Raw genomic sequence first — 24,401 nt, 5'->3', positions numbered from 1 at the left:
CTCGTTCCTCGGAATGACAAACTGTATGTTTTTTTATCCCAGTAAATTTAAACTTTAAATGGTATTATTTTTAACATAACTTTCAGAAAATTACCACATCCTTTCCCTATTTTTGAAACAAACTAATAACAAATGAAAAACATAATCTTAACCACTTGCTTAATGCTAGGTATTACAACAATGAATGCACAAACAACCAGTACCGAGAAAAATAAAGACGCCCAAGGCTACACTTACGAAATAGTAAAAAATGACAAAACAGGCGTTAGACTATACACACTACAAAACGGACTAAAAGTATATCTCGCCCAAAACAAAGACGAACCAAGAATACAAACTTATATTCCCGTAAGAACAGGTTCTAACAATGACCCCGCAAACAATACTGGCCTAGCGCACTATTTAGAACACATGGTTTTTAAGGGAACTAGCAAAATAGGAACCCAAAATTGGGAAATAGAAAAAAAATTAATCGCACAAATTTCCGATTTATACGAACAACACAAAGCAGAAACCAATCCCGAAAAGAAAAAAGCATTGTACAAACGCATCGATGAAGTTTCGCAAGAAGCCTCTAAATATTCGGTGGCAAACGAGTATGATAAACTTATTTCATCTTTAGGAGCCAAAGGAACAAATGCACATACCTGGCTAAACGAAACGGTTTACAAAAACAATATTCCAGCAAACGAATTAGAAAAATGGATGATTGTCGAAAAAGAACGTTTCTCAGAATTGGTTCTACGTCTTTTTCATACCGAATTAGAAGCTGTTTACGAAGAATATAACCGAGCGCAAGACAATGATGGACGATTACTAAATACCCAATTAATGAAAGATTTGTTCCCAACAACACCATACGGAACACAAACAACCATTGGAGAATCAGAACATCTTAAAAACCCATCGATGGTGGCGATTCATAATTATTTCGACACTTATTATGTTCCAAATAATATGGCAGTTGTCTTAGTTGGTGATCTAGAATTTGACAAAACCATCAAAATGGTTGATACCTATTTTGGCACCATGAAGTACAAAGAACTTCCAAAATTAAAAGTACTAACCGAAAAACCAATGACCTCTGTAGTAAGAAGCGAAGTAAAAAGTCCAACAGCCGAACGATTAATGGTAGCTTGGAGAACTGCTGGTGCTGGTACAAAAGAAGCAATATTAGCTGAAATTACTTCTAGCATACTATCAAATTCTGGCGATGTTGGGTTAATTGATTCAAATATCAATCAAAAACAATTGGCATTAAGTGCGGGTTCATATACCTCCATTTTCAACGATTATGGTTACCAAGCTTTAATGTTATCTACAAAAGATGGACAAACATTAGAAGAAGGCGAAAAAATGCTACTCGGAGAAATTGATAAAATTAAAAAAGGCAACTTCGAGGAAATGATGATTCCAGCAATCATTAATAACATGAAACTTGATGTGATGAAAACTTTTGAAACTGGCGACGGATTAGCAACCACCATTTACCAAGCATTTATACAAGGTAGAAGCTGGAGCGATATAATTGCAGAAACTGACGAAGCAGCAAAAATAACCAAAGCCGATGTAGTAAAATTTGCTAATGATTTTTACAAAAACAATTATGTTGCGGTATATAAAACCAAAGGAGTTAATGATAAATTGGTTCGTGTTTCTAATCCTGGCATCACTCCTATTCAGTTAAACAGAGAAGCACAATCGGAATTTTACAAAACATTTGCAAAAATAAACTCTGGAGATTTGGCACCCGTTTTTGTCGATTTCAAAAAAGAAATTCAAAGTAAAAAAGTAAAAAACACAACGGTAAGTTTTGTGAAAAACAAAACCAATGAAATTGCTAAGCTATATTATATCTTTAATATGGGTTCAGATCATAACAAAAAGCTACCATTGGCTATAGAAATGTTAGATTATCTAGGAACTGATAAGATGACTGTTGAAGACATTAAAAAAGAGTTTTACAAAATTGGAATAACCCTTTCTGTAAATGCTGGAAACGATTTAAGCTATATTTATCTTTCAGGTTTAGAAAGTAATTTACCAAAAGGAATTACTTTGTTAGAAAATTTATTAAAAAATGTAAAACCAGACCAAGAAGTTTATAATACAACAGTTGCTACGATTTTGAACACTAGAAGTAATGCAAAAAAACGAAAAGAAAACATCATGAATGCCTTGACAAACTATGCAAAATATGGTGCTAACTCTCGCTTTAGAGACATTATTTCTGAAAAAGAACTAAAAGAAATGAATGCTTCGGAATTAACGGATTTACTAAAAGACTTAAATAATTACCAACATGAAATCTTCTTTTACGGTAATGATTTAAATCCAATTCTTGCTTCGTTAGAAAAAAATCACAATCTAAATGCAAACAAAGCCATTCCTACAGCAAAAGAATATGCAGAACCTGTAACAGATAACAAAGTTTATTTTGCAAATTACGACATGGTTCAAACGGAAATGACTAGAATTGCCAAAGGAGAAAAATATAATTTTGCCAATACAGGAACAGTAAATGTATTTAACAACTACTTTGGCTCTGGATTATCATCGATAGTTTTTCAAGAAATTAGAGAATCTAAATCGCTTGCCTATTCTGCAAATGCAGTTTACAGAATGCCTGCCGACAAACTTCTAAGCGATTATATGCAAGTTTCTATTGGTACCCAAGCTAACAAATTGCCACAAGCGGTAGATGCCATTTCGGTATTACTAAACGAAATGCCAAAAATAGAAAGGCAATTTAATAACGCAAAAGAGTCGAGTTTAAAACAAATTGCTTCTACTAGAATTAGTAAAACCAACATCTTCTTTAGTCAATTAGCACTCAAAAAACTAGGTTTCGATTATGATAACCGAAATGATGTTTATAAAAACATTCAGAATCTTACGCTAGAAAACACCAATAATTTCTTTAATAAAGAAGTAAAAACCAAAAAATATAATACTGCTATTATTGGTAAAAAAGAAAGTTTAGATTTTGAAGCCTTAAAAAAATTAGGGACAATTGAAGAAGTTACTTTAGAAGAAATTTTTAATTATTAAGGCTTTAACCAAATAAAGTGTATGCTTTTTAGCCACATATTTTTTTGCAACCAAAGTACAAAATTTTATTAATGCTTTAAATTTGTGGCAAAATAAATTAAAAATCGATGTCTTTTTTAGACCATCATTATTAATAAAAACTCTTTTTACAACAATATTTTTTTTTAGAAAAATCTCAATCGAAAGGTTGAGATTTTTTTTAAACATAATTATAACTCAACTAATAAAGGTATAATTAGTCATTAGGTAAAAAATCATCAATAGATTGTTATTATATAAATATTTGATTATAAAAATCTTAAAAAAACAGATTATTTTACAATTTAAATTAACTAAGAAAAATTTGTTTAATCTTCTTTTGTTATTTTTACATTAAAACTTGGTGCCTGATAATCTTTATCTAAATAATCATTAGGAATAGTTACCCGATTACCATCACGCATTTGGCGGTAATGTGGGGAGAGAATTTCTATACCTGCTTCGTTACAACAATCTTGTATATTAGCGTGCAATTGAGAATATATTCCAGATTGCTTGTTGGCTTCTCTCGTATAAGCATTTATTTGATAAGACACATAAAAATCATCTAAACTAGTTTGTAGTACAAATGGTTTTGGCTCTTTTAGCAATAAATCTGTTCTGTCTGAAGCGTCTAATAATACTTGGTGCATAATTTTCCAAGGTATATCGTATCCAATAGTTACTGTGGTATGCAGTATTAAGCCATTTCCTGCTTCGGCTTCGTTACTGTAATTTATTGTATGACTGCTCATTACAGTGGTATTTGGTATAGAAATTACTTCGTTTTTTACGGTTTTTATTCTTGTAACTAGCATCGATTTTTCGATTACATCCCCTACTACATCGCCAATTTTTACACGGTCTCCTATTTTAAATAATCGCATATAGGTTAAAACAATCCCCGCAACAATGTTTGATAGTGAACCTGAAGATCCAAAAGTAAAAAGAACTCCCAAAAAAACAGAAACTCCTTGAAATATTGGCGAATTACTTCCTGGTAAAAACGGAAAAATTAACACAAACATAAAAGCATATAATACCAATCTTAAAATTTGATAGGTTGGATTTGCCCAATCAGGGTAAAATCCTGCAAGATGCAATTTGTCATTTTCGATCTCTATTTTAAGAAAATGTATTCCTTTTAATATATATTTGAAAACAATATATATTACTATGATGGTAAAAAGATTGGGTAAATAATTCCAAAATCCTAATATTATTTGCTTGGTAGGATTTAAAATATAGCCAAAAAGAGTGTCGGTAAAATGTTCTGTCCAAGGAAAAATACCAAATAAAATTGGCAAAGCAATATATATTAGTAATAGAATAAATAACCATTTTATGACTCTATTAAGTGATAATAATGCCAATACTTGTCTTTTAGCATCAAACAAATTGTAATTTCCAATTTTAATTCCTTTAATTCGCTTATTTTCCTCAAATTGTATTTTATTTCCTATCCAGTTGAAGAATTTAATAATATAAAAAAATATTCCAATAATAATTATTAACACTAAAATTGCCAATCCTATTTCTTTAGCTAAAGTTGCAAAACTTGTTTCCTTTTTGTAGCTTATGATTGCATTTACAATAATTATTTTATACTCGTTGGCTAATGCTAATTTTGTGGTATTGTTCCAAATGGCATCGTTATCTGAAAGACTGATTAAGATATTTTCGCCAGCCATTAAATCGATTGTTGTTTCGGTTGCTATAATATTTATCGAATCGCTTTTGAAATAAAAGTTATCTGCTAATTTTTTTATTCTACGCTCTATGGCAATTGCTCTATCCTGAGCAGAAAAACTACCTAGTTTACTATAAATAACAAATAATGTGTCATTAAAAAAACCATTTACAGCATAATATTTTGCAGAAGATCGCAAAGCATCAATTTGTTTTTTTTTATCTAATAACCGTAATGAGTCTTTACTTACTAAAACATTTAGTTGTTTTTGTAAAGTTTCTTTTATTAGATTATCAGTTGTTTTTAGCGATTTTATTTTTGCTTCTAGTGCTATTTTTTGAATAGAATCCTCAGATATTTGTTTCTTAATTAGAATAACTTTCTTGTTAAAATTTGCAAGAGCAGCTGTGTTAATCGAATCGTTTTCATGTTTTTCACTCTGTGTTTGCGCACTTGCAAGGCAATAAGCGAATATTAGCAGTAACGATAATTGTTTTATTAATGTTGTCATTTTTGTGGTTTCCTCAAATTAATCAATCGCCATGAGATACTTTGGCATCAAAAATAGCGCTAGTTTTTTAAAATTAATCAAAAGTAGAAATAATACCAATTATATATATATAATAGTGTGATTTTAAATAATAAAACAATAAAAAATCATAAGCTTATCATAGTTTTTTATGTGATTAATTCCTTAACTATTTCATCAAATTTTAATTTGAGTTCTTCGATTGCTTTATAAATTTTATTATACTATTTAAAATTGAGCGAGTAATATTAGAAAAAATTTCGTTTCGTTTTTTCTAATAAAACAGGATTTTTGTGTTAAAATTTCTAACCCAACCTTTTGTAAATGCTATATTGCATTGCATAAGCGAATGGAATTGTGAAAAACAAACCAATACAAAAAGCAATAATTCCAATTATCGAAAATATTCCTGCTATAATCATTAACAATAAAACAGGAAAAAAGTTATTTAAAATTCTAGAACAGCTTAATTTAAGAGCATCGATAAAATTTAAATTTTTAAAAAGCACTAATGGTATTGCTATAAATGTAAGTATCGATATGGCATAAGATACCATAAAACCTAGTATTTCTCCTAAGGTATTTGGTAACATATTTTTTATTAAATTATCTAATAATACCGAAAATAAAGAAATTGTAGCTGTTGCTAATATAATATCTAAAAATTTTGGGCTATTTACATAATGATATATCGATGAAAAAGTGACTTCTTTACCATTATCTGCATCATAAGCCATTTTTAGCATTCCTGCTACAAAAGGGCTAATAAGGACTGTAAAACCTATAACTATACCAAAATAAATTAGCAATGCGTTGCTTGATAATATTTCTGGATTAAAATCTTTTATTAGTTCAGGAAGTTCTTTTGCATTAAAAAAATAACCCATTCCTACAGATACTAACGCTGTTAGAATAAGTATTAAAAAAAGAAAAGCCAATCCGCCCATGAGTGCTGTTTTTTTCCAGATTTGAAAAGCATCGTCGATTGTTTCTTCTAAACTTAAATATTTTTTAGTTTCATTCATTTCTTGCATGTTTGTTTTTGTTTAAATTATAGCCAGTTTAGTATTCGTTTTATAATATTTACTTTATTTTTGTAAGGAGCATATCTTAATGGTAAATCGAGCCAATTTCCTTTTCTAACGATCGATTTTTTATGCGAAAAAGTATCGAAACTTAGTTTGCCGTGATAAGCACCAATACCGCTATGACCAACACCACCAAAAGGCAAACGACTATTTGAAAAATGAATAATTGTATCATTTACACAACCACCACCAAAAGAATATTTATTTAGTACTTCTTTAATAAATGACTTATTTTCTGAGAAAATAAATAGCGATAATGATTTTTCGTATTTAGAAATAGTGCTTTCAATATCTGTTTTAGATTGGTAAGAAAGGATTGGTAAAATAGGCCCAAAAATTTCGTCTTTCATAACAGGACTATCTAAATGAGGTTCGTCTAGTAGTGTAGGCGCTAGGTAAAAATCATTTTTGCTAGATTGGCCACCAGAAATTATATTCTGATTTTCGATCAAACTTAATTGTCTTTCCCAATTTTTTAGATTAATAATTCTAGCGAAATCTTCGGATTCTTGTGGGTTTTCGCCCAGTGCCTTTTTAATTTCGTCTATAAGATAATTAATTAATTTCGATTTCATTTTATGATGAACCAATATATAATCTGGAGCAATACAAGTTTGCCCAGCATTTAGAATTTTGCCCCAAATGATACGTTTTGCCGCCAGTTGAAGATTAGCAGATTCATCTACAATACAAGGATTTTTACCTCCTAATTCTAAGGTTATGGGCGTTAGATTTTCGGCGGCAGCTTTGGCTACAATTTTTCCAACGGTAACACTTCCTGTAAAGAAAATATAATCCCAACGTTTTTTTAGTAAATCCTGTGCAATAGTATAATCGCCAGTTACAACCACAACGTGTTTTACTTCAAAGGATTCTCTGATAATTTTGGATAATATTCCCGATGTATATGGTGTAAGTTCCGATGGTTTTAGTGTTACCGTATTTCCCGCTGCAACTGCTGCAATAAGTGGACTGATGGCTAGTTGGAATGGATAATTCCAGGGCGAAATAATGAGTACTTTTCCGTAAGGTTCGCTATATATATAATCCGACGATGGAAAATTTAGAAGCGATGGAAAAACCCATTTTGGTTTGCTCCAAGAATCTATTTTATTGATGGTGTTTTTTAGTTCCGAGATGATATATGATGTTTCGGTAACAATACCTTCAAATCTTGGTTTTTTAAAATCTTTATATAAAGCTTCAAGAATTTCTTCTTCGTGAATAATAATATTTTTTAGTAGCTTTTTTAAAGCATCTTTTCTTTGTGAAATGGAGGGTAAATTATTCATCATTTTAATTTTTATAAAATATAATATTAAACTGCTTTCCAAATCACATCGTCAGGAACTGGTGCAATAATTTGTATGTTTTCCTTGGTAACTGGGTGAATAAAAACTAATTTTCTGGCATGAAGATGTATTCCTCCGTTGGGATTGCTTCGGTCGAAACCGTATTTTAAATCTCCTTTGATGGGGGTACCAATTGCAGAAAGCTGTGCTCTAATTTGATGATGACGCCCCGTGTGAAGATTAATTTCTAATGCAAAATAGTTGTTTAATTCCTTGATAATTTTATAATCTAAAGAAGCTAATTTGCTCTCTGGAACTTCTTTGATATGTGCTTTTGAGGTGTTATTTCTTTCATTTCTTTTTAAATAATGAACTAATTTAGCTTCATTTTTTTCAGGTTTGTTTTTTACAACTGCCCAATATGTTTTTTGGGTTTCTCGATTACTAAACATTTCGTTTAATCTGGTTAATGCCTTACTTGTTCTGGCAAAAACTACAATTCCTGTTGTAGGTCTATCTAATCGGTGTACAACACCTAAAAAAACTTCGCCTGGTTTATCGTATTTATCTTTTATATATTCTTTGACAACTTCTGATAAAGGTTTGTCGCCTGTTTTGTCACCCTGCACAATATCGCCTACACGCTTATTTACTACAATAATGTGATTGTCTTGGTGAAGAATTTGTAGGTTGTTTTTGTGGGATATTATTTTTTCTGTCATGTGTTTTTCTGTTACTGATGTGTTTCAATAGTATTAAGATTTAAGTGGCTTTTTATTTATAACTTCTATGGCTTTTTCTAAAACAATATCTTTACCTTTTTGTATCGATTCTATTGTTTCATTTATTTCAATATCTGGTATTATACCTATGCCTACAAATTCTTTTCCATCTGGATACATATCTCTTTTAGTACAGATTCGCATCTTTCCACCTTCTGGAAGATCAAAAGAAATGGGTTGTCCTGTGCTTCCTCCTGTTCTTTGTCCAATTTTAATACCTCTTTTAGAATTGTCGTATGCTACTAAAAAATCTTCTGCTGCAGAAAATGTTTTTGCACTAGTTAAGACTATAACTTGTTTTAGATATCTTTCTTTATTTTGTACTGGTTCTAAGAAATAAGGAGACATTTCTAAAAAAATATCGGAATAACCAGATGCTTTATATAAAGGAATATATTGTCTTGTTTTAGTTTTTGAAGTAGGAATTTTTTTATCAATTAAATGCGATAATATATAATATCCATGACTTCCATTACCACCACCATTGTTTCTAACATCAATAATCAGTGCTTTTGATTTTAGTATATTTACATATAAACTGTCAAATATTTTGCGGTAATTCTTATTTTCAAAATCATTAATAATAAGATGTGCAATATTGTCTTTTGTTATTTTTAATTCGAAAGATTGTTTTTTGTCATTTGATTTTAATTTTCTACTTATTGTTGTTGTAAAAACAGAATTGTCTTTTTTCTTGATTTTTAATACAATTGGCTCATTTATTTTGCCGTAAAAAAAAGCATAATGAAAAGTCCTATTATCCAAATCTTGAACTGTTGATGCACTTTGGTACGGCATTACGAATTTTTTGCCATACTCAATAGCATTTAAATTGTTTATTTCCAAAATTTCATCACCAATTGCAATGTTTTTTGAAACCAACGTGTCATTATATACGTTAGTAACAAGAACTTTGTTTTCAATTAATTTAGTTCTTAAAGGAGGTCGTCCATAATCAGGAGAAGTATAATAAACATTACTATGACCATCTTTCAGGGAAGCCATCACTTTTATAAGTTCTTGATAATAATCATAAGTAGATTTTGTAGCTAATACTTTCGGAATGTATTCTTGATAGGTTTTATCCCAATCGATATCTACTAAATCAAAATTCACAAAATTGTATTTTACGTCACTCCAAAGTTTAGATAAACCAAATATTTTTTTATCATCTGTGATTTCAGATTTTGTACTTTGTGCAAATGAAATATTTAATGTAAAGAGCAGAATAAAAATGGTGCTTTTCTTCATGTAATCTTTTTATTAAAATTTATTTTTATAGGATATATACTACTAATTAATACTGTTCATTAGCATTCGGGAAATCTTTACTTTTCACATCGGCAACATAATTACCTATAGCTTTGGTCATTTGGTCATATAAATCTAGGTATCTTCTTAAAAATCTGGGGCTAAATTCGTTGTTCATTCCTAACATATCATGAATGACTAAAACTTGGCCATCTACACCACCGCCAGCGCCAATTCCTATTACGGGAATAGAAATACTTTGGGCAACTTTTTCGGCTAAATGTGCTGGAATTTTTTCCAAAACTAAAGCGAAACAGCCTAATTTTTCTAATAGTTTAGCATCGTCTAGTAATTTTTCGGCTTCTTCTTCTTCTTTGGCACGAACGGTATAAGTTCCAAATTTGTATATAGATTGTGGTGTAAGCCCCAAATGTCCCATAACTGGAATTCCTGCATTTAGAATTTTTTTGATAGACTCTTTTATTTCTCTTCCGCCTTCTAGTTTTACAGCGTGACCTCCGCTTTCTTTCATAATTCTAATAGACGAACGTAAGGCTTCTTTTGAATCTGATTGGTAGCTTCCAAAAGGCAAATCTACCACAACCAAAGCTCTTTCGATAGCTCGAACTACGCTCGATGCGTGATAAATCATCTGATCTAAAGTAATTGGTAAAGTGGTTTCGTGCCCTGCCATTACATTACTGGCAGAATCCCCAACTAAAATAACATCGACTCCAGCGGTATCTACAATTTTTGCCATCGTATAGTCGTAGGCTGTAAGCATAGAAATTTTTTCACCATTGGCTTTCATATCTATCAATGATTTTACGGTTATGCGTTTGTAATCTTTTTTGGCTACTGACATTTGATTTATAATTTTTAGAATGTTGTCTTTAAATATTAGGTTGTAAAAGTAATAAAATCGATTAGTTTACTTGTAAATAGGAAGAAAAATATAGTGCTAATAAAATAATAAAGCAAGAATTATGGTTTTCTTTGGCTTATAATTTTTAAAAATAAAACACATTATAAAATAAACCATTACAGCGTATAAAATATCTTTAAAAAAAGGTGGAACAAAATCATTTTTTTGGGATATAATACCCAAAATAACTGTGATTATTATTAGTATAAGAAAAACGATTGTTATTTAGTATCATAAATTTAGCAATCAGCCATATTTACAGCAATTGCTAATCCACCTTCAGAGGTTTCTTTGTACTTATTATTCATGTCTTTTGCAGTTTGCCACATGGTGTTTACGACTTTATCTAAAGGAACTTTGGCATTTTTAGGGTCGGTTTCCAGCGCTAATTCGGCAGCATTTATAGCTTTTATGGCGCCCATAGTATTTCTTTCTATACACGGAATTTGTACCAAACCAGCAATCGGGTCACAGGTTAATCCTAAGTGGTGTTCCATGGCTATTTCGGCAGCCATGAGTACTTGTTCTGGAGTTCCCCCCATGAGTTCGCATAGTGCTGCTGCAGCCATAGCAGATGAGACTCCAATTTCGGCTTGGCAACCACCCATTGCAGCCGATATTGTTGCGCCTTTTTTGAATATACTTCCTATTTCGCCAGCAACCATCAAGAATTGTTTTATTTCTTTTTTGCCTGCTTGATGATTTTCGATGCATAAATAATACATTAAAACGGCAGGAATTACCCCCGCACTTCCGTTAGTTGGAGCTGTTACTACTCGGCCTAAAGAAGCATTTACTTCATTTACCGCAAGGGCAAAACAAGAAACCCATTTTAGGATTTGGCGAAATTTAACTTCTGTTTTTCTGATAGATTCTAACCATTCTTGTGGGTTTGAGTAATTGGCTAATCCTATTAAGTTTTGATGCATATCGAACGCTCTTCTACGCACATTTAATCCGCCAGGCAAAATTCCTTCGCTATGGCAACCAATGTGCATACATTCTAGCATAGTTGTCCAGATTCTCATTAACTCATGGTCTATTTGGTCTTCGGAACGCATCGATTTTTCGTTTTCGTAAACGATTTCAGATATTTTTTTGTTTTTCGAAATACAATATTGTAATAATTCTTCTGCTAGATTTATTGGATAAGGAAATGTATGTTTTATTTCTGTTTTTTTCTTAGCATTTTCTCTTTCTTCTTTAACCACAAATCCGCCACCAATGGAATAGAAGGTAGATTGGTATTCATTTTCATTGGAAGTAAATGCGGTAAATCTTAATCCATTGGCATGAAAAGGCAAGAAATTTTTATTAAAAACAATGTCTTGCAAAAAATAAAAAGGAATGAGTTTTTTGTTGCTTAAGTTTATTTCTTTTTTATCTTCAATATTTTTTATAATTCCAGAAATATTTTGCACAGGAATATATTCGGGATCTTGGCCACTAAGTCCTAACATTACTGCCAGATCTGTTGCGTGTCCTGTTCCTGTTAGCGAAAGAGAACCATACAAATCGACTTTTACTCGAATTGTTTTTTCTAAAATATCATTATTTGTTAATTCTTCTAGAAATTTTTCGGCAGCGCGCCAAGGGCCAAGGGTGTGTGAACTTGATGGGCCAACGCCAATTTTTAACATATCAAATACTGAGATACACTCTTCCATAAATTTTATTCTTTTGTGTTACAAATATATTAGGACAAACAAACTATTTTTTTTGTCATGAATTACACCATTTTATTTCCCTTTGTCAGAATATTTACGACATCTAAAATATCTTAAATCGTACAATTATTTCGCTATTCGCCACGCTCGCCTTGTGTCGAATTTTCATTTTTGAAATAGGTGTGTTTGCCCCGCACAAATATATGTTTTGTTTGATAAATTTAGAATATTAATTTTGTATTAAAATTCTTCCTTTGCTATTATATTTTTATAATTTTACAAACAATTATAATGTGATTTTTTATGTCTAAATTTTTCAGATTTCAAGAATATAAAGTACTGTCTTATAGATTATTATTGTCTTTTTTATTTTATTCTATCGCTAGATTGGGGTTCTTTTTATACAATTACAAATTGCTAAAAGTAGATTCTGTTTCACAATATTTGTCATTAGCTTATCATGGTTTGGTTTTCGATACGACCGCTATTTTGTATATAAATGGGCTATTTATCTTATTTTCTATATTGCCCTTTTGGATTAATACTTCAAAAAAATATCAAATTTTTCTTTTTTGGATTTATTTTATTTTTAATTCTCTTGCCTATGCTACTAATTTTTTAGACTTTATTTATTATAGATTTACCTATGCAAGAACCACCATTACTATTTTAGATATTGCTAGAAACGAAACCAATAAAGGGATTATGTTTTCTCGTTTTATTGTAAATTATTGGCATGTTTATGTCTTGTTTTTTATGGTATTAGCTTTATGGGTTTATTTATATAAAAAAGTAAAAATTAAACAATTACCTATTAGTATTAGCAAAATAAAATATTTTACCTATTCCTTAATAGGTTTATTAATAATTACAACTTTAGCTATTGGTGGGATTCGAAGCGATTTTAAGAAAAGTACCAGACCTATTAATATGATTGATGCAAACAGGTATGTTGAAAAACCACAACATGCAGATATTGTGCTAAATACACCATTTGCATTAATAAGAACGATGAATACTAATACATTTAAAAAAATAAATTTAGTATCTGAATCACAAATAAAAAACACAATTGAGCCTATAAAACAATATAAAAACAACCCATTAACAAAGCCAAATATTGTTTTAATTATTACAGAAAGTATGGGCAGAGAATATTTGGGTGCATTTAATAAAAACAATAATATTCCAGATTACAAAAGTTACACTCCCTTTTTAGATTCATTAGCTGGGCAAAGTTTAATTTTTACCAATGCTTTTGCAAACGGAAGTAAATCTATACACGGCATGTCATCAGTAATTGCTGGAATTCCGTCCTTTAGAGATGCCTTTACATCATCACCATATCCAAAACAAAAAATACAATCGTTAGTCTCTACACTGCAAGAGTTGGGGTATGACACTTCCTTTTTTCATGGTGCAGCAAATGGCTCGATGGGTTTTTTAGGCTTCGGAAATATTTTAGGTTTCGATCATTATTACGGACGAACAGAGTTTAATAACGACAACGAATTTGATGGTTCTTGGGGAATATGGGACGAACCTTTTCTGCAATTTATGAAAGGTGAATTAGATAAAAAGAAAACGCCATTTTTTAGTACAATATTTACCGTTTCTTCACACGAGCCATTTGTTTTGCCAGAAAAATATAAAAATACATTTCCTAAAGGGAATATCCCTATGCATAAAGTGGTTGGTTATACAGATTTTTCATTCAAGAAATTTTTTGAATCTGCGCGTAAACAACCTTGGTTTAACAACACCATTTTTATAATCACAGCAGACCATTGCAACCAGACTTATTACCCTTTTTATAATCAAATAATTAATCGTTCTGCAGTTCCAATTTTAATTTATAAACCAAATAGCAATCTAAAAGGTGTAAATACAGACTTTGCCCAACAAATAGATATTTATCCTACCTTATTAGATATAATAGGATATAAAAAACCTTTTAGGAGCTGGGGAAGAAGCCTTGTTGGAGATAAAAAGATAGCACCTTTTGCTTGTAATTTTAATGGTGGACAATATCAGTTTATGCAAGGAAATTATATTTGTACTTTTGATGGGAAAGAAATTGTAGGAATATACGATAAAAAAGATTTGGGCCTAGAACATAATTTGATAGGAAAGATTAACAATCAAGAAATAATAAGGATAAAAACTTCGGCAAAAGCATTCATTCAGGATTATATGCGAAGAATTATCGATAAAAAACTAACAGCAAACTAGCACTTCAATTGCGAATTTAAAATGACTTGATACAATATTTTAGATCTAATTTTTAATTTGCAATTGATGTTTTCTAGTTAAATAGCATAATTTTAGCTTCCCTTTTTAAATTTTATAATACATTTGTAAAAAAATTAAAAATTTAAGCATCAATAATTTTACGTCATAGTTTATAAGATATAAGCTTCAATATAAACGTGATTTTAATCTGTAACCTATATTTATTATGAGTTCTAAAGTAAAAAAAATAGTCATTCCCATAAGTATTATCATACTCCTGTTTGTAGGAAAATATGTGTATGATATGAATATAAATCACAACTTCGAAACAATAACTGAAGGAAAAGTATATAAATCAGGTGTAATACCGCCAGATGAAATAGAAAGTTATGTAAAAAAATACAATATAAAATCTATAGTCGATTTGCGGTTTCCAGGTACTACAGATTTAGTTAATAATCCAGAAATTCCAACGGAATTAACTGCCGAAAAAGAAGCCATTGCAAAAATAAAAGGAGTTAACTATTTTAATAATGGTTCTGACCAAGTGCCTACACCAGAAAATGTAAAGACTTTTTTAAAAATAATGGACAACAAATCTAATTACCCAGTCCTAATTCATTGTTATCACGGTATTGGTCGTGCCGAATTGTATTCAGCAATTTACAGAATTGAATACGAAAATTTTACTAACAAAGATGCCAGAAATGGTGTAAGAACCCTAGTTAAATTTAGTTCTTTTGATGATGGAAAACCAAAAGGAGAATATTTAATGCATTACAAACCAAGAAAAGATTCATTGAAATAATATTTTTTAGCAAAATAATCTTCAGTACTGTGGTTTATTTTTAAAATACTAGACAGCTTATTTTAGTCAATAATTATTCCCTATTGTTAAGAATTGATAGCATAGAATACTTTTTTTTTATGAATAGGCAGTTTTCTTATGAACTTCTTAAATTGCAATTCACTTTCTTTTACGAATATTTTTATCGAATTTGCTATATCATTAAAATTATAAAATAGGCTAAAATAAAAAAATAGGCTAAAATATTTTAGCCTATTTTTTTATTCTAAATGGTATAATTTATACTGTTATTTTGTTCAAAATTACTTTTTTTTATTATAGTAAATCTGTTTTATTATTTTATTTTTCTATGATTTACTCTTCTTCGGTATTTTTTATTTTCATTAATAATGAATAAGCGCCTTTTGTTACAATAGTTACTGTTTTTAAATCATCTGAAAGAATTTCTGTAAATTCATTTTCTGTATTTCCTATAATCACTTCTTTCATTTCAAATTGCTTATTTTGTTTGGCTATAAAAATATAATTTTTATTTTCGTAACGCACAATTGCATCTGATGGTAAAACATTTGATTGTTGGCTTTTTATTTCTATTTCTGCATTCATATACATTCCTGGCAAAAGTGTTTTGTCATAATTTATAAAATGACAGTGCACTTCGGTACTTCTATTTGCTGAAAAATCTTTACCAATTAAGATAATTTTACAAGGGTATTTTTTCTCTGAATTTGTATTGGTATAGGCTACAAGCGATTGTCCAATAGCCAAACTATTTATGTCTTTTTCGAAAACAGTTAATGCTAAATGTATATCTGTTGGATTTACAATTTCAAATAAAACATCGCTTGGGTTTACATATTTACCTATGTTTACGTTTACTTTTGAAACAAAACCACTTATTGGCGAATACACATTGATGCTTTTTGAAATAGATTTTGTTGTAACTAAATTTGGGTTTATTCCTGCAAATTTTAATTTTTCGCCATAGGATTGTACCATTACTGATAGCGAATTGTATTCGGCTTGGGCTTGCTGATATACTTTGTCGCTGCTGGCTTTGCTTCGATTTAGTTCTTTTTGTCTTTCGAATTCTGCTTTGGCATACACAATTTTCGATTTTGCTAATAAGTAATCCTCTTGTAGTTGTATGTATTGCTGGTCTTCAACAATACACAAAACTTGTCCTTTGCTTACGTGCATTCCTTGTAGTAAATTGGTGTATTTTAAATAACCTCCCATTGGTACACTTATAGAAACTAAATTTTGTGGTGGCACATCTATTTTTCCGTTAAGTTTTAATGTAGCAGAAATTTCTTTTTGCGCTATTTTTCCAGTTTGAATTCCTGCAATTTTTATTTGTGCATTAGTAAGTGTTGTTGTGTTTTCTACCTTTTTTTTATTGCTTACTTCTTCTTCAGATTTTTTGTTTCCGCAAGAAGTAAATAGTGTAATGGTTGCAATTATAATGAAAATATTTTTAGTCATAGCTTTTATATTTTGATTACGGCATTGCTTGGCCAATTGGCAAAAGCGCATGTCGTGAATTTGTGATTTTAAATTATTTTGATGTTAAGTTCATTAAATTGATAATGGTTTCATTTTGTTTTCTTATGGCTTCAATATAATTATTTTGAATTTCGATATTTTGATTAATAAGAATTACCCATTCTAAATAATTTATCTCGCCATTGATAAGTTTTTTATTAGCGGCATTATGTACTAAGCCTACATTTTTTAATGCTTGGCTTTCATAGTAAGTAATTGTTTCTTTAATTTTTTTATAATTTTGAAGTAATTCCTGATATTGTGTTTGTAGGTTTATTTTTTCGCTAGTTAACTCATTTTCGGCAATTTGATAATTAATTTCCAATGCCTTTTCTTTGCTTTTGAAGGACGAATTAAATAAAGGCAAGGCCACACCAAATTGTCCGTAAATACCATGATAACTGTCTTGTAAAGTGGTATTGGTTTTGAATGTTTGCCAATATACCCCGCCAATTAGTTCTGGCATTTTTTTTGATTTTTCTAATGCAATTTCGGCTTTACTGCTATTTATTTCTTGCTCTTTTAGTTTTATGCTTGGTTGGTCTGAGATTGTATTTTGATCTAAAAATTCATCGAAATTCATTTTGTATTTATCACAAAATGGCATGAAATCTTTATCATCATTTAATAAATATTTGAATTGTGTTTGAAGTATTTTATAATCGAATTGTGTTTCTTGTAGTTGTATTTTTATTTGCCCCGATTGGTTTTGGGCAGTTGCTTTTTCTAAAATATTACTTTCACCCTTATCAAAACGAAGTGTCATTTTTCTTAAAAATTCAGAATAAATACTATCGCTTTTTTGCAATAGTTTTTCTTTTTCTTTAAGATAAATCATTTCATAAAATACGGTTCTAACTTGCTTGGTTAGCTCTTTTATTTGTAAGGCTTCGTTATATTCTCCTGTTTTAGCTTGTGCTACTAGTAGCTGTTTTTGTCGTTTGTAAACTGTTGGAAACTTAATGTTTTGTGACACACCAATTTTTAGATCATTTACGTTACTATTAAACTGACCATATTCGCTAATAATTCCTGTATTTGGAATGTCATAAGCTGTTTTAGTCATTTTTTGCAAATAATCTGAATTTAGTTTTTGGCTTTTAATCTTAATATTATTCTGCAATGCGGTTTCAATGGCTTTGTTTATGGTGATTTTTTCTTGAGCATTTGCATTTTGAAAAAACAAAAACAATCCCAATACAATAATTGGAGTAATCTTCTTTATATTTTTAGGTTCTAATTTAGTTCCTTTTTCGAACATTATATATAAAATTGGTAAAACAAATAAGGTTAAGAATGTTGCAATTAGCAAACCGCCTATTACAACAGTTGCTAATGGTTTTTGAACTTCGGCACCAGACCCACTGCTTAATGCCATTGGCAAAAAACCTAGCGATGCCACAAAAGCAGTCATTAATACGGGACGCAAACGTATTCTTGCGCCTTGTATAACAATTGATTTTAAATTGGTTTCGCCCAACTTTTTGATTCGATTAAACTCTGCTATTAAAACCAAACCATTCAAAACTGCTACCCCAAATAAAGCTATAAATCCAACTCCTGCGCTGATGCTAAATGGCATTCCACGAAGTGCCAAAAAGAATATGCCGCCAATCATAGATAATGGAATAGCAGAATAAATTAACAATCCTTGTTTAACCGATTTGAAAGCAAAAAATAATAAAACAAAAATGAGTATTAATGAAATGGGAACTGCGATAAACAATCGCTGTTTGGCTGCATTCAAATTTTCAAAAGCACCGCCATAAGTAGTATAATAGCCCACAGGAAGTTTTAATTTTTTGTTTACTTTATCTTGCAATTCTGTTACAATACTTTGCACATCACGACCACGAACATTAAAACCAATTACAATTCTGCGTTTAGCATCTTCTCTTTGTATTTGATTTGGACCTTCGGTAATGGTTACATTTGCCAATTGCGATAGCGGAATTTGCGAGCCACTTGGTGTAGGGATTAATAGATTTTGAACATCAGAAAAACTTTGTTTTTTTTCTCCAGCTAAACGCACAACCAAGTCAAATCTTTTTTCATCTTCATATATTAATCCTGTGCTTTGCCCAGCAAAAGCAGTATTTACAATTCTGTTAATATCTTCAATATTCAAATTGTATTGTGCAATTGCAGGGCGATTATAATTAATTACAATTTGAGGCATTCCGGTCACCTTTTCTACATAAAGTGCCGAAGTACCATTGACAGTGTTTACAATTTTCCCTAATTTGTTGGCGTATAATGCTAATGTATCTAGGTTTTCGCCAAATATTTTACATACTACATCTTGTCTTGCACCTGTCATTAACTCGTTAAAACGCATTTGTACAGGATATTGAAAACCATAGGAAACACCAGGAACAGCTTCTAGTTCTTTTGCCATTTTTGCTGATAGCTCGTTAAATGTTGAAGCTGATGTCCAATCTGATTTGTCTTTTAGAATTACCATCATATCGCTGGCATCTACAGACATCGGATCGGTTGGCACTTCAGAACTTCCTGTTTTTCCTACTACTTTTTGAACTTCTGGAAATTTATCTAATAATATTTTTGCGCCTTGAGAGACTGCGGTTATAGAGGTTTGAAGATTACTTCCTGTTAGCACACGTGTTTCTACAGCAAAATCACCTTCTTCGAGTGATGGAATAAATTCGCCCCCCATAAATGATAAAATAACAATGGCAAGTACAAATAGTGCTATAACTGATGAAATAACAGTTTTAGGATATTCGATCATTTTTTTTAAATATTTTGTATAAACTTCAATTATCCTTTCCATAATTAGGTCAGAGAAATTCTTTTTGTTGGATACATTATTGTTTAAAAATAAAGCACTTACCATGGGAATATAAGTTAATGAAAGTAGGAAGGCACCAATTAAAGCAAAAGCTACAGTTTGTGCCATTGGTTTAAACATTTTTCCTTCAATTCCTTCTAGGGTTAGAATTGGAATGTAAACTACCAAAATTATAATTTGACCAAAAACTGCACTATTCATCATCTTTGAAGCACTGTTAGATACTTCGCTATCCATTTGCTGTGCACTTAATTTTGTGGTTTTATGATACGATAATTGATGCAAAACGGCTTCTACAATTATAACTGCACCATCAACAATTAAACCAAAATCTAAGGCTCCTAAACTCATTAAATTACCACTTACGCCAAATAAATTCATCATTATAACAGCAAACAACATTGCTAAAGGAATAACAGAAGCTACAATTAGACCTGCTCTAAAATTTCCTAGAAATAATACTAAAACGAAAATGACAATTAAGGCGCCTTCTAATAAATTTTTACTTACTGTATGAATGGCATTATTAACCATTTTTGTTCGATCTAAAAAGGGTTCGATGACAACACCTTCGGGTAATGTTTTTTGAATTTGGGCTATTCTTTCTTTAATATTTTTAATAACAACATTACTATTTGCCCCTTTAAGCATCATGACAACCGCTCCAGAAACTTCGCCAGATTGTACGCCTTTTTTGTTAAAAGTCATTGCTCCGTATCGAATAGCGTTTCCAATACGAACATCGGCAACATCTCTAATAAATAAAGGACTTCCTGTATAAGTGTTTTTTATAGAAGTGTCTTTTATATTTTCAATTGTACTAAGCAATCCTTCGCTTCTTATGTATAATAATGTGGGACCTTTTTCTATATAAGCGCCACCTGTATTTTGATTGTTTTTTTCTAAAGCAGTAAAAACATCGGCAATCGTAATATTATGAGATTGCAATTTGTTTGGGTCTATTGCAATTTCATATTGTTTTAGTTTACCACCAAAGCTGCTAACTTCTGCCACGCCATTTACGCCTAATAATTGGCGGCGCACGATCCAATCCTGAATGGTTCTTAATTCTGTTTCTTGATATTTTTTTTCATAACCGTTTTTTGCCCTCACAACGTATTGATAAATTTCTCCTAAACCTGTGGTTACTGGAGCTAATATTGGAGAGCCAATTCCTTTTGGAATTTGATCTTTAACAGTGCTTAGTCTTTCTGTTACTTGTTGCCTTGCCCAATATACATCCGTTGCATCATCGAAAACAATAGTTACTACCGATAATCCGAAACGAGAGAAACTGCGAATTTCTTTCAATCCAGGAATGTTACTATTGGCTTGTTCGATCGGAAAGGTTATTAATCGTTCAATATCAGTTGCTCCCAAAGATGGTACAGATGTGATTACTTGTACTTGGTTGTTTGTAATATCAGGAACAGCGTCTATTGGTAATTTTGTAAATTGGTAACTACCATAACCCATGAGTAAAAGAGTAAACAACCCAATTATGAGTTTGTTTTTTATAGAAAATTCTATGATTTTATTCAGCATAACTTTTGAAAATAATGAAGTTTATAAACGTACCATTCACTAAAAATAATTAGCAAATAGCATTTTTAATATCTAACCAGAAATATTTTAAAACATTGCTAATTAGTTATTTATATAAAAAAAATCATTAACTCAATTTAGGTGGAAGCCAAATACAAGCCAAAACATTAGAAGTGTAGAATTGTTTATGAAAACCAACAGTCTTATTTATAACAATACTAATTGGTTTTCTAAATGAAATATTTGGCTGATTTTCAAAAGCAATTATAGTATTTAGGTGTGTATTACTTGTTTTGAAAGGTAAGTTTTTATGTTCGTCATGTTTGTCTGTATCGGCATGCTTCACATTGTCATTATAATGACTTTTTACAAAATCAATAAATGAAACACTGCGCTCGCCTTTGTGTTGGCGATGTTCTATAAAATGGTGAATTAAGTTGGGTAACTTCAATAATTGTCCTATTTCTGTGTTGGCATACAGAAATATAAATAAAAAGGATATTGAAATTATTTTTTTCACGCTTGTAAAATTACGATATTATTTTATTTTTCTATAAAAATATTACAAATTATTTTTTTTTTGAATAAAATAAACTTCAGTTGCGCCAACGCCATATTTCTGATAATTTGCGTCTTGAAAAGTAATATTTTCGTAACGACCCAATAAAAAATCGAGTTCAGATTTTAGTACGCCTTCTCCTACTCCGTGTATAAAAACGACTTTTGGAATTCGGTTGCGAAGTGCAAAATCCATTTGTCGTTTTACAGTTTCGGTCTGAATATTTAAAATATCGTAGTTACTCATTCCTCGCTTATTGGGAACTAGTTTTTCTATATGTAAATCTATCTCGAGAACAAATTCTTCTTTTTTAGATTTTTTGTCCTTTACAAAACTCCTTGGTTTGGGAATTTCTTTTTCTTTTGCTACTGCCAAAAAATTAGTTTTAGAAATATTATGCATCAAATCGTTTGAAGATTCTATCAAAATAAGTTCTTTTTCGTTATAATCGAGCTCAAAACCATCTTCGGTTTCAATTGTTACTATGTTTCCGTTCACTTTAAGAACAACACCATTTATGGCGTCGTCTAAAACCGAAATATTATCTCCTTTTGCTAGCATTATTCTTGGTTATCTTGGTTATCTTGGTTTTTACTGGGTGTTTTTGCGCTTAATTTCATCATACCATAAAAGAATAAAACTAATCCTATAATTTTTATCCAGAGGCTTGGTTTTATCGTATTTTGATTCCAAAATAAGGCAATCGCTAGGAGAATCATTAGTATGATGTATCTGTTTTTCATTTTTATTTTTTTACTGTCCGCTTTGCGGACTAAATTGGTTTTAACTGTATATTTGTAGTTTGAAAATAATAAAGTGAAGTTTCACTGTACAAATAACATAAAAAAAATTAGAAAATATTATTTTTTAGCAATCTGTAAATCTGTGGTAAAAAAATCATCAGTATTAGTTTATATCTCGTAGTCTTAATTGCAAAGTTACATTTCCATTCCAAATATTTTCATCAATATAATATACTGCATCAAATGGTTTCTGATTTTCTGTAAGTGCTTTTTTATTGGCTAAATTAAAACCAATAGCAGCAAATCCTTCACTATTATTTTGTTTTACAAACAATCGCAAATGCTCTTCGTCTTTACCAAGAGTTTTAGCATAACCCGTATCGTTTATATTTTTTGATATAAAAACAGGAGTCATATTTTCTGGACCAAAGGGTTCGAATTGCTTTAAAATACGGACTAATTTTTCATTTATATCGGATAATTTAAGTTCGGCATCAATAGCAATTTCTGGAATAAGCAAATCTGGCTGAATACTATTTTTAACAACTTCTTCAAATTTATTTTTAAATTTTTTATAATTTTCTTCTTTTAGAGTCATCCCTGCGGCATACATGTGCCCGCCAAACTGTTCTAGGAATACTGCACTTTCTTCTAGAGCGTTATAAACATCAAAATCTTTAACAGAACGTGCCGAAGCTGCTAATTTATCGCCGCTTTTTGTAAAAACAATTGTTGGTTTATAATGTGTTTCTATGAGTCTAGAGGCTACAATTCCTATAACTCCTTTGTGCCAATCTTCTTGGTAAACAACAGTTGTAAAGTTATTTTCTTCTTTATTATTTTCTATTTGTTGCAATGCTTCTTTGGTGATTTGTTTGTCTAAATCTTTTCTGTCAGCATTAAAAATTTCTATTTGTGTGGCAAATTCTTCTGCTTGTGGCAAATTAAATTCTGTTAATAATTGAACAGCATAATTACCATGTTTTATTCGTCCCGCAGCATTTATTCTTGGTGCAATGATAAAAACGACATCGGTAATTGTGAGTGTTTCTTTTTTAATATTTTGTATTAAAGCCTTAATTCCTGGTCTAGGATTTGTATTAATTACTTCTAAGCCAAATTTTGCTAAAACTCTATTTTCACCAGTTATAGGTACAATATCGGCAGCAATTGCAGTGGCAACCAAGTCTAGATACGGAATAAAATCTGTGATGGTTTGGTTTCGGTTTTCACCCAAAGCTTGTATTAATTTAAAGCCAACCCCGCAACCACAAAGTTCGTCGTAAGGATAAAAGCAATCGGGTCGTTTAGGGTCTAAAACAGCAACTGCTTCTGGCAAAAACACTCCTGGACGGTGGTGGTCGCAAATAATAAAATCGATGTTTTTTGCTTTGGCATAAGCCACATGCTCTACCGATTTTATGCCACAATCTAGTGCAATAATAAGTGTGATATTATTATCATCGGCATAATCGATACCTTTATATGAGATTCCGTAACCTTCATCGTAACGATCAGGAATATAAGTGGCTACATTTTTGTAATAGGATTTTAAGTAAGACGAAACTAATGAAACTGCGGTTGTTCCGTCAACATCATAATCTCCAAAAACCATGATATTTTCGTTATTTGCAATCGCCTTCTCTATTCGTCGAACGGCTTTATCCATATCTTTCATTAAAAATGGATTGTGCAAATCATCTAAACTAGGACGAAAAAATGTTTTGGCTTGGTCGTATGTTTCAATTCCGCGTTGAATTAGCAATGAAGCTACAAAATCTTTAATATTTAGCACTTCTACCAGATGTTTCACTTTTTCTTCAGCAGGTTTTGGCTTAATTGTCCAGCGCATATTTAATTCTGT

Annotated in this window: 16 protein-coding genes; 3 read left to right on the top strand and 13 right to left on the bottom strand. The window is 30.7% G+C overall.

What is annotated here, in order from left to right:
• Nucleotides 1-132 precede the first annotated feature (132 nt).
• Nucleotides 133-3,051 carry a M16 family metallopeptidase gene (locus tag B0A57_RS07745; protein WP_052079097.1) on the top strand — a complete coding sequence of 973 codons (2,919 nt, stop codon included), beginning with the start codon at nucleotides 133-135 and terminating at the stop codon, nucleotides 3,049-3,051.
• A 347-nt stretch (nucleotides 3,052-3,398) separates the two neighbouring features.
• On the opposite strand, the gene B0A57_RS07735 is transcribed toward B0A57_RS07745, so the two are convergent.
• The 7 genes from B0A57_RS07735 to B0A57_RS07705 form a co-directional block, all read right to left on the bottom strand.
• A complete protein-coding gene (locus tag B0A57_RS07735) occupies nucleotides 3,399-5,270 on the bottom strand; it encodes a mechanosensitive ion channel family protein (RefSeq protein WP_034098098.1) in 1,872 nt (623 codons plus the stop codon).
• 323 nt (nucleotides 5,271-5,593) lie between these two features.
• A complete protein-coding gene (locus tag B0A57_RS07730; protein WP_162179046.1) occupies nucleotides 5,594-6,313 on the bottom strand; it encodes a hypothetical protein in 720 nt (239 codons plus the stop codon).
• Between the two features lie 26 nt (nucleotides 6,314-6,339).
• Nucleotides 6,340-7,668: an aldehyde dehydrogenase gene (locus tag B0A57_RS07725; RefSeq protein ID WP_034098114.1), complete on the bottom strand. Its 1,329-nt coding sequence runs from the start codon at nucleotides 7,666-7,668 to the stop codon at nucleotides 6,340-6,342.
• 26 nt (nucleotides 7,669-7,694) lie between these two features.
• Nucleotides 7,695-8,390, bottom strand: a complete 696-nt coding sequence (locus B0A57_RS07720) for an RluA family pseudouridine synthase (protein WP_034098095.1) — start codon at nucleotides 8,388-8,390, stop codon at nucleotides 7,695-7,697.
• Between the two features lie 33 nt (nucleotides 8,391-8,423).
• Nucleotides 8,424-9,701 carry a S41 family peptidase gene (locus B0A57_RS07715; RefSeq protein ID WP_052079096.1) on the bottom strand — a complete coding sequence of 426 codons (1,278 nt, stop codon included), beginning with the start codon at nucleotides 9,699-9,701 and terminating at the stop codon, nucleotides 8,424-8,426.
• A gap of 46 nt (nucleotides 9,702-9,747) precedes the next feature.
• Nucleotides 9,748-10,566 carry a 3-methyl-2-oxobutanoate hydroxymethyltransferase gene (gene panB / locus B0A57_RS07710; RefSeq protein ID WP_011963041.1) on the bottom strand — a complete coding sequence of 273 codons (819 nt, stop codon included), beginning with the start codon at nucleotides 10,564-10,566 and terminating at the stop codon, nucleotides 9,748-9,750.
• Between the two features lie 299 nt (nucleotides 10,567-10,865).
• Complete coding sequence (locus B0A57_RS07705; RefSeq protein ID WP_011963040.1) at nucleotides 10,866-12,293, bottom strand: L-serine ammonia-lyase; 1,428 nt, start codon at nucleotides 12,291-12,293, stop codon at nucleotides 10,866-10,868.
• Between the two features lie 303 nt (nucleotides 12,294-12,596).
• Between B0A57_RS07705 and B0A57_RS07700 the strand changes: the two genes are divergently transcribed.
• Entirely contained in the window at nucleotides 12,597-14,525 is a 1,929-nt protein-coding gene (locus tag B0A57_RS07700; protein WP_034098093.1) for an LTA synthase family protein, read from the top strand.
• Nucleotides 14,526-14,751: 226 nt separating this feature from the next.
• Nucleotides 14,752-15,333, top strand: a complete 582-nt coding sequence (locus tag B0A57_RS07695) for a dual specificity protein phosphatase family protein (protein WP_011963038.1) — start codon at nucleotides 14,752-14,754, stop codon at nucleotides 15,331-15,333.
• Between the two features lie 354 nt (nucleotides 15,334-15,687).
• Here B0A57_RS07695 and B0A57_RS07690 read toward each other — a convergent pair whose 3' ends face one another.
• From B0A57_RS07690 to recJ, 6 genes are all read right to left on the bottom strand, one after another.
• On the bottom strand, nucleotides 15,688-16,818 hold the full coding sequence (locus B0A57_RS07690) for an efflux RND transporter periplasmic adaptor subunit (protein WP_034098110.1): 1,131 nt from the start codon (nucleotides 16,816-16,818) through the stop codon (nucleotides 15,688-15,690).
• Nucleotides 16,819-16,891: 73 nt separating this feature from the next.
• Nucleotides 16,892-21,235 carry a CusA/CzcA family heavy metal efflux RND transporter gene (locus tag B0A57_RS07685; RefSeq protein ID WP_034098091.1) on the bottom strand — a complete coding sequence of 1,448 codons (4,344 nt, stop codon included), beginning with the start codon at nucleotides 21,233-21,235 and terminating at the stop codon, nucleotides 16,892-16,894.
• Between the two features lie 127 nt (nucleotides 21,236-21,362).
• On the bottom strand, nucleotides 21,363-21,755 hold the full coding sequence (locus B0A57_RS07680) for a hypothetical protein (RefSeq protein WP_011963035.1): 393 nt from the start codon (nucleotides 21,753-21,755) through the stop codon (nucleotides 21,363-21,365).
• 42 nt (nucleotides 21,756-21,797) lie between these two features.
• Nucleotides 21,798-22,355 carry a Smr/MutS family protein gene (locus B0A57_RS07675; protein ID WP_011963034.1) on the bottom strand — a complete coding sequence of 186 codons (558 nt, stop codon included), beginning with the start codon at nucleotides 22,353-22,355 and terminating at the stop codon, nucleotides 21,798-21,800.
• Entirely contained in the window at nucleotides 22,355-22,537 is a 183-nt protein-coding gene (locus B0A57_RS07670) for a hypothetical protein (protein ID WP_038466418.1), read from the bottom strand. Before B0A57_RS07670 ends, B0A57_RS07675 begins: the two co-directional genes overlap by 1 nt.
• 163 nt (nucleotides 22,538-22,700) lie before the next feature.
• Complete coding sequence (gene recJ, locus B0A57_RS07665; RefSeq protein ID WP_034098089.1) at nucleotides 22,701-24,389, bottom strand: single-stranded-DNA-specific exonuclease RecJ; 1,689 nt, start codon at nucleotides 24,387-24,389, stop codon at nucleotides 22,701-22,703.
• Nucleotides 24,390-24,401 lie beyond the last annotated feature (12 nt).

This window comes from Flavobacterium psychrophilum DSM 3660 = ATCC 49418 (genome assembly GCF_002217405.1).
GTDB classification, from domain to species: domain Bacteria; phylum Bacteroidota; class Bacteroidia; order Flavobacteriales; family Flavobacteriaceae; genus Flavobacterium; species Flavobacterium psychrophilum.
The sequence above is the reverse complement of the archived record's forward strand: the minus strand, read 5'-3'. Positions and strand labels throughout refer to the sequence as shown.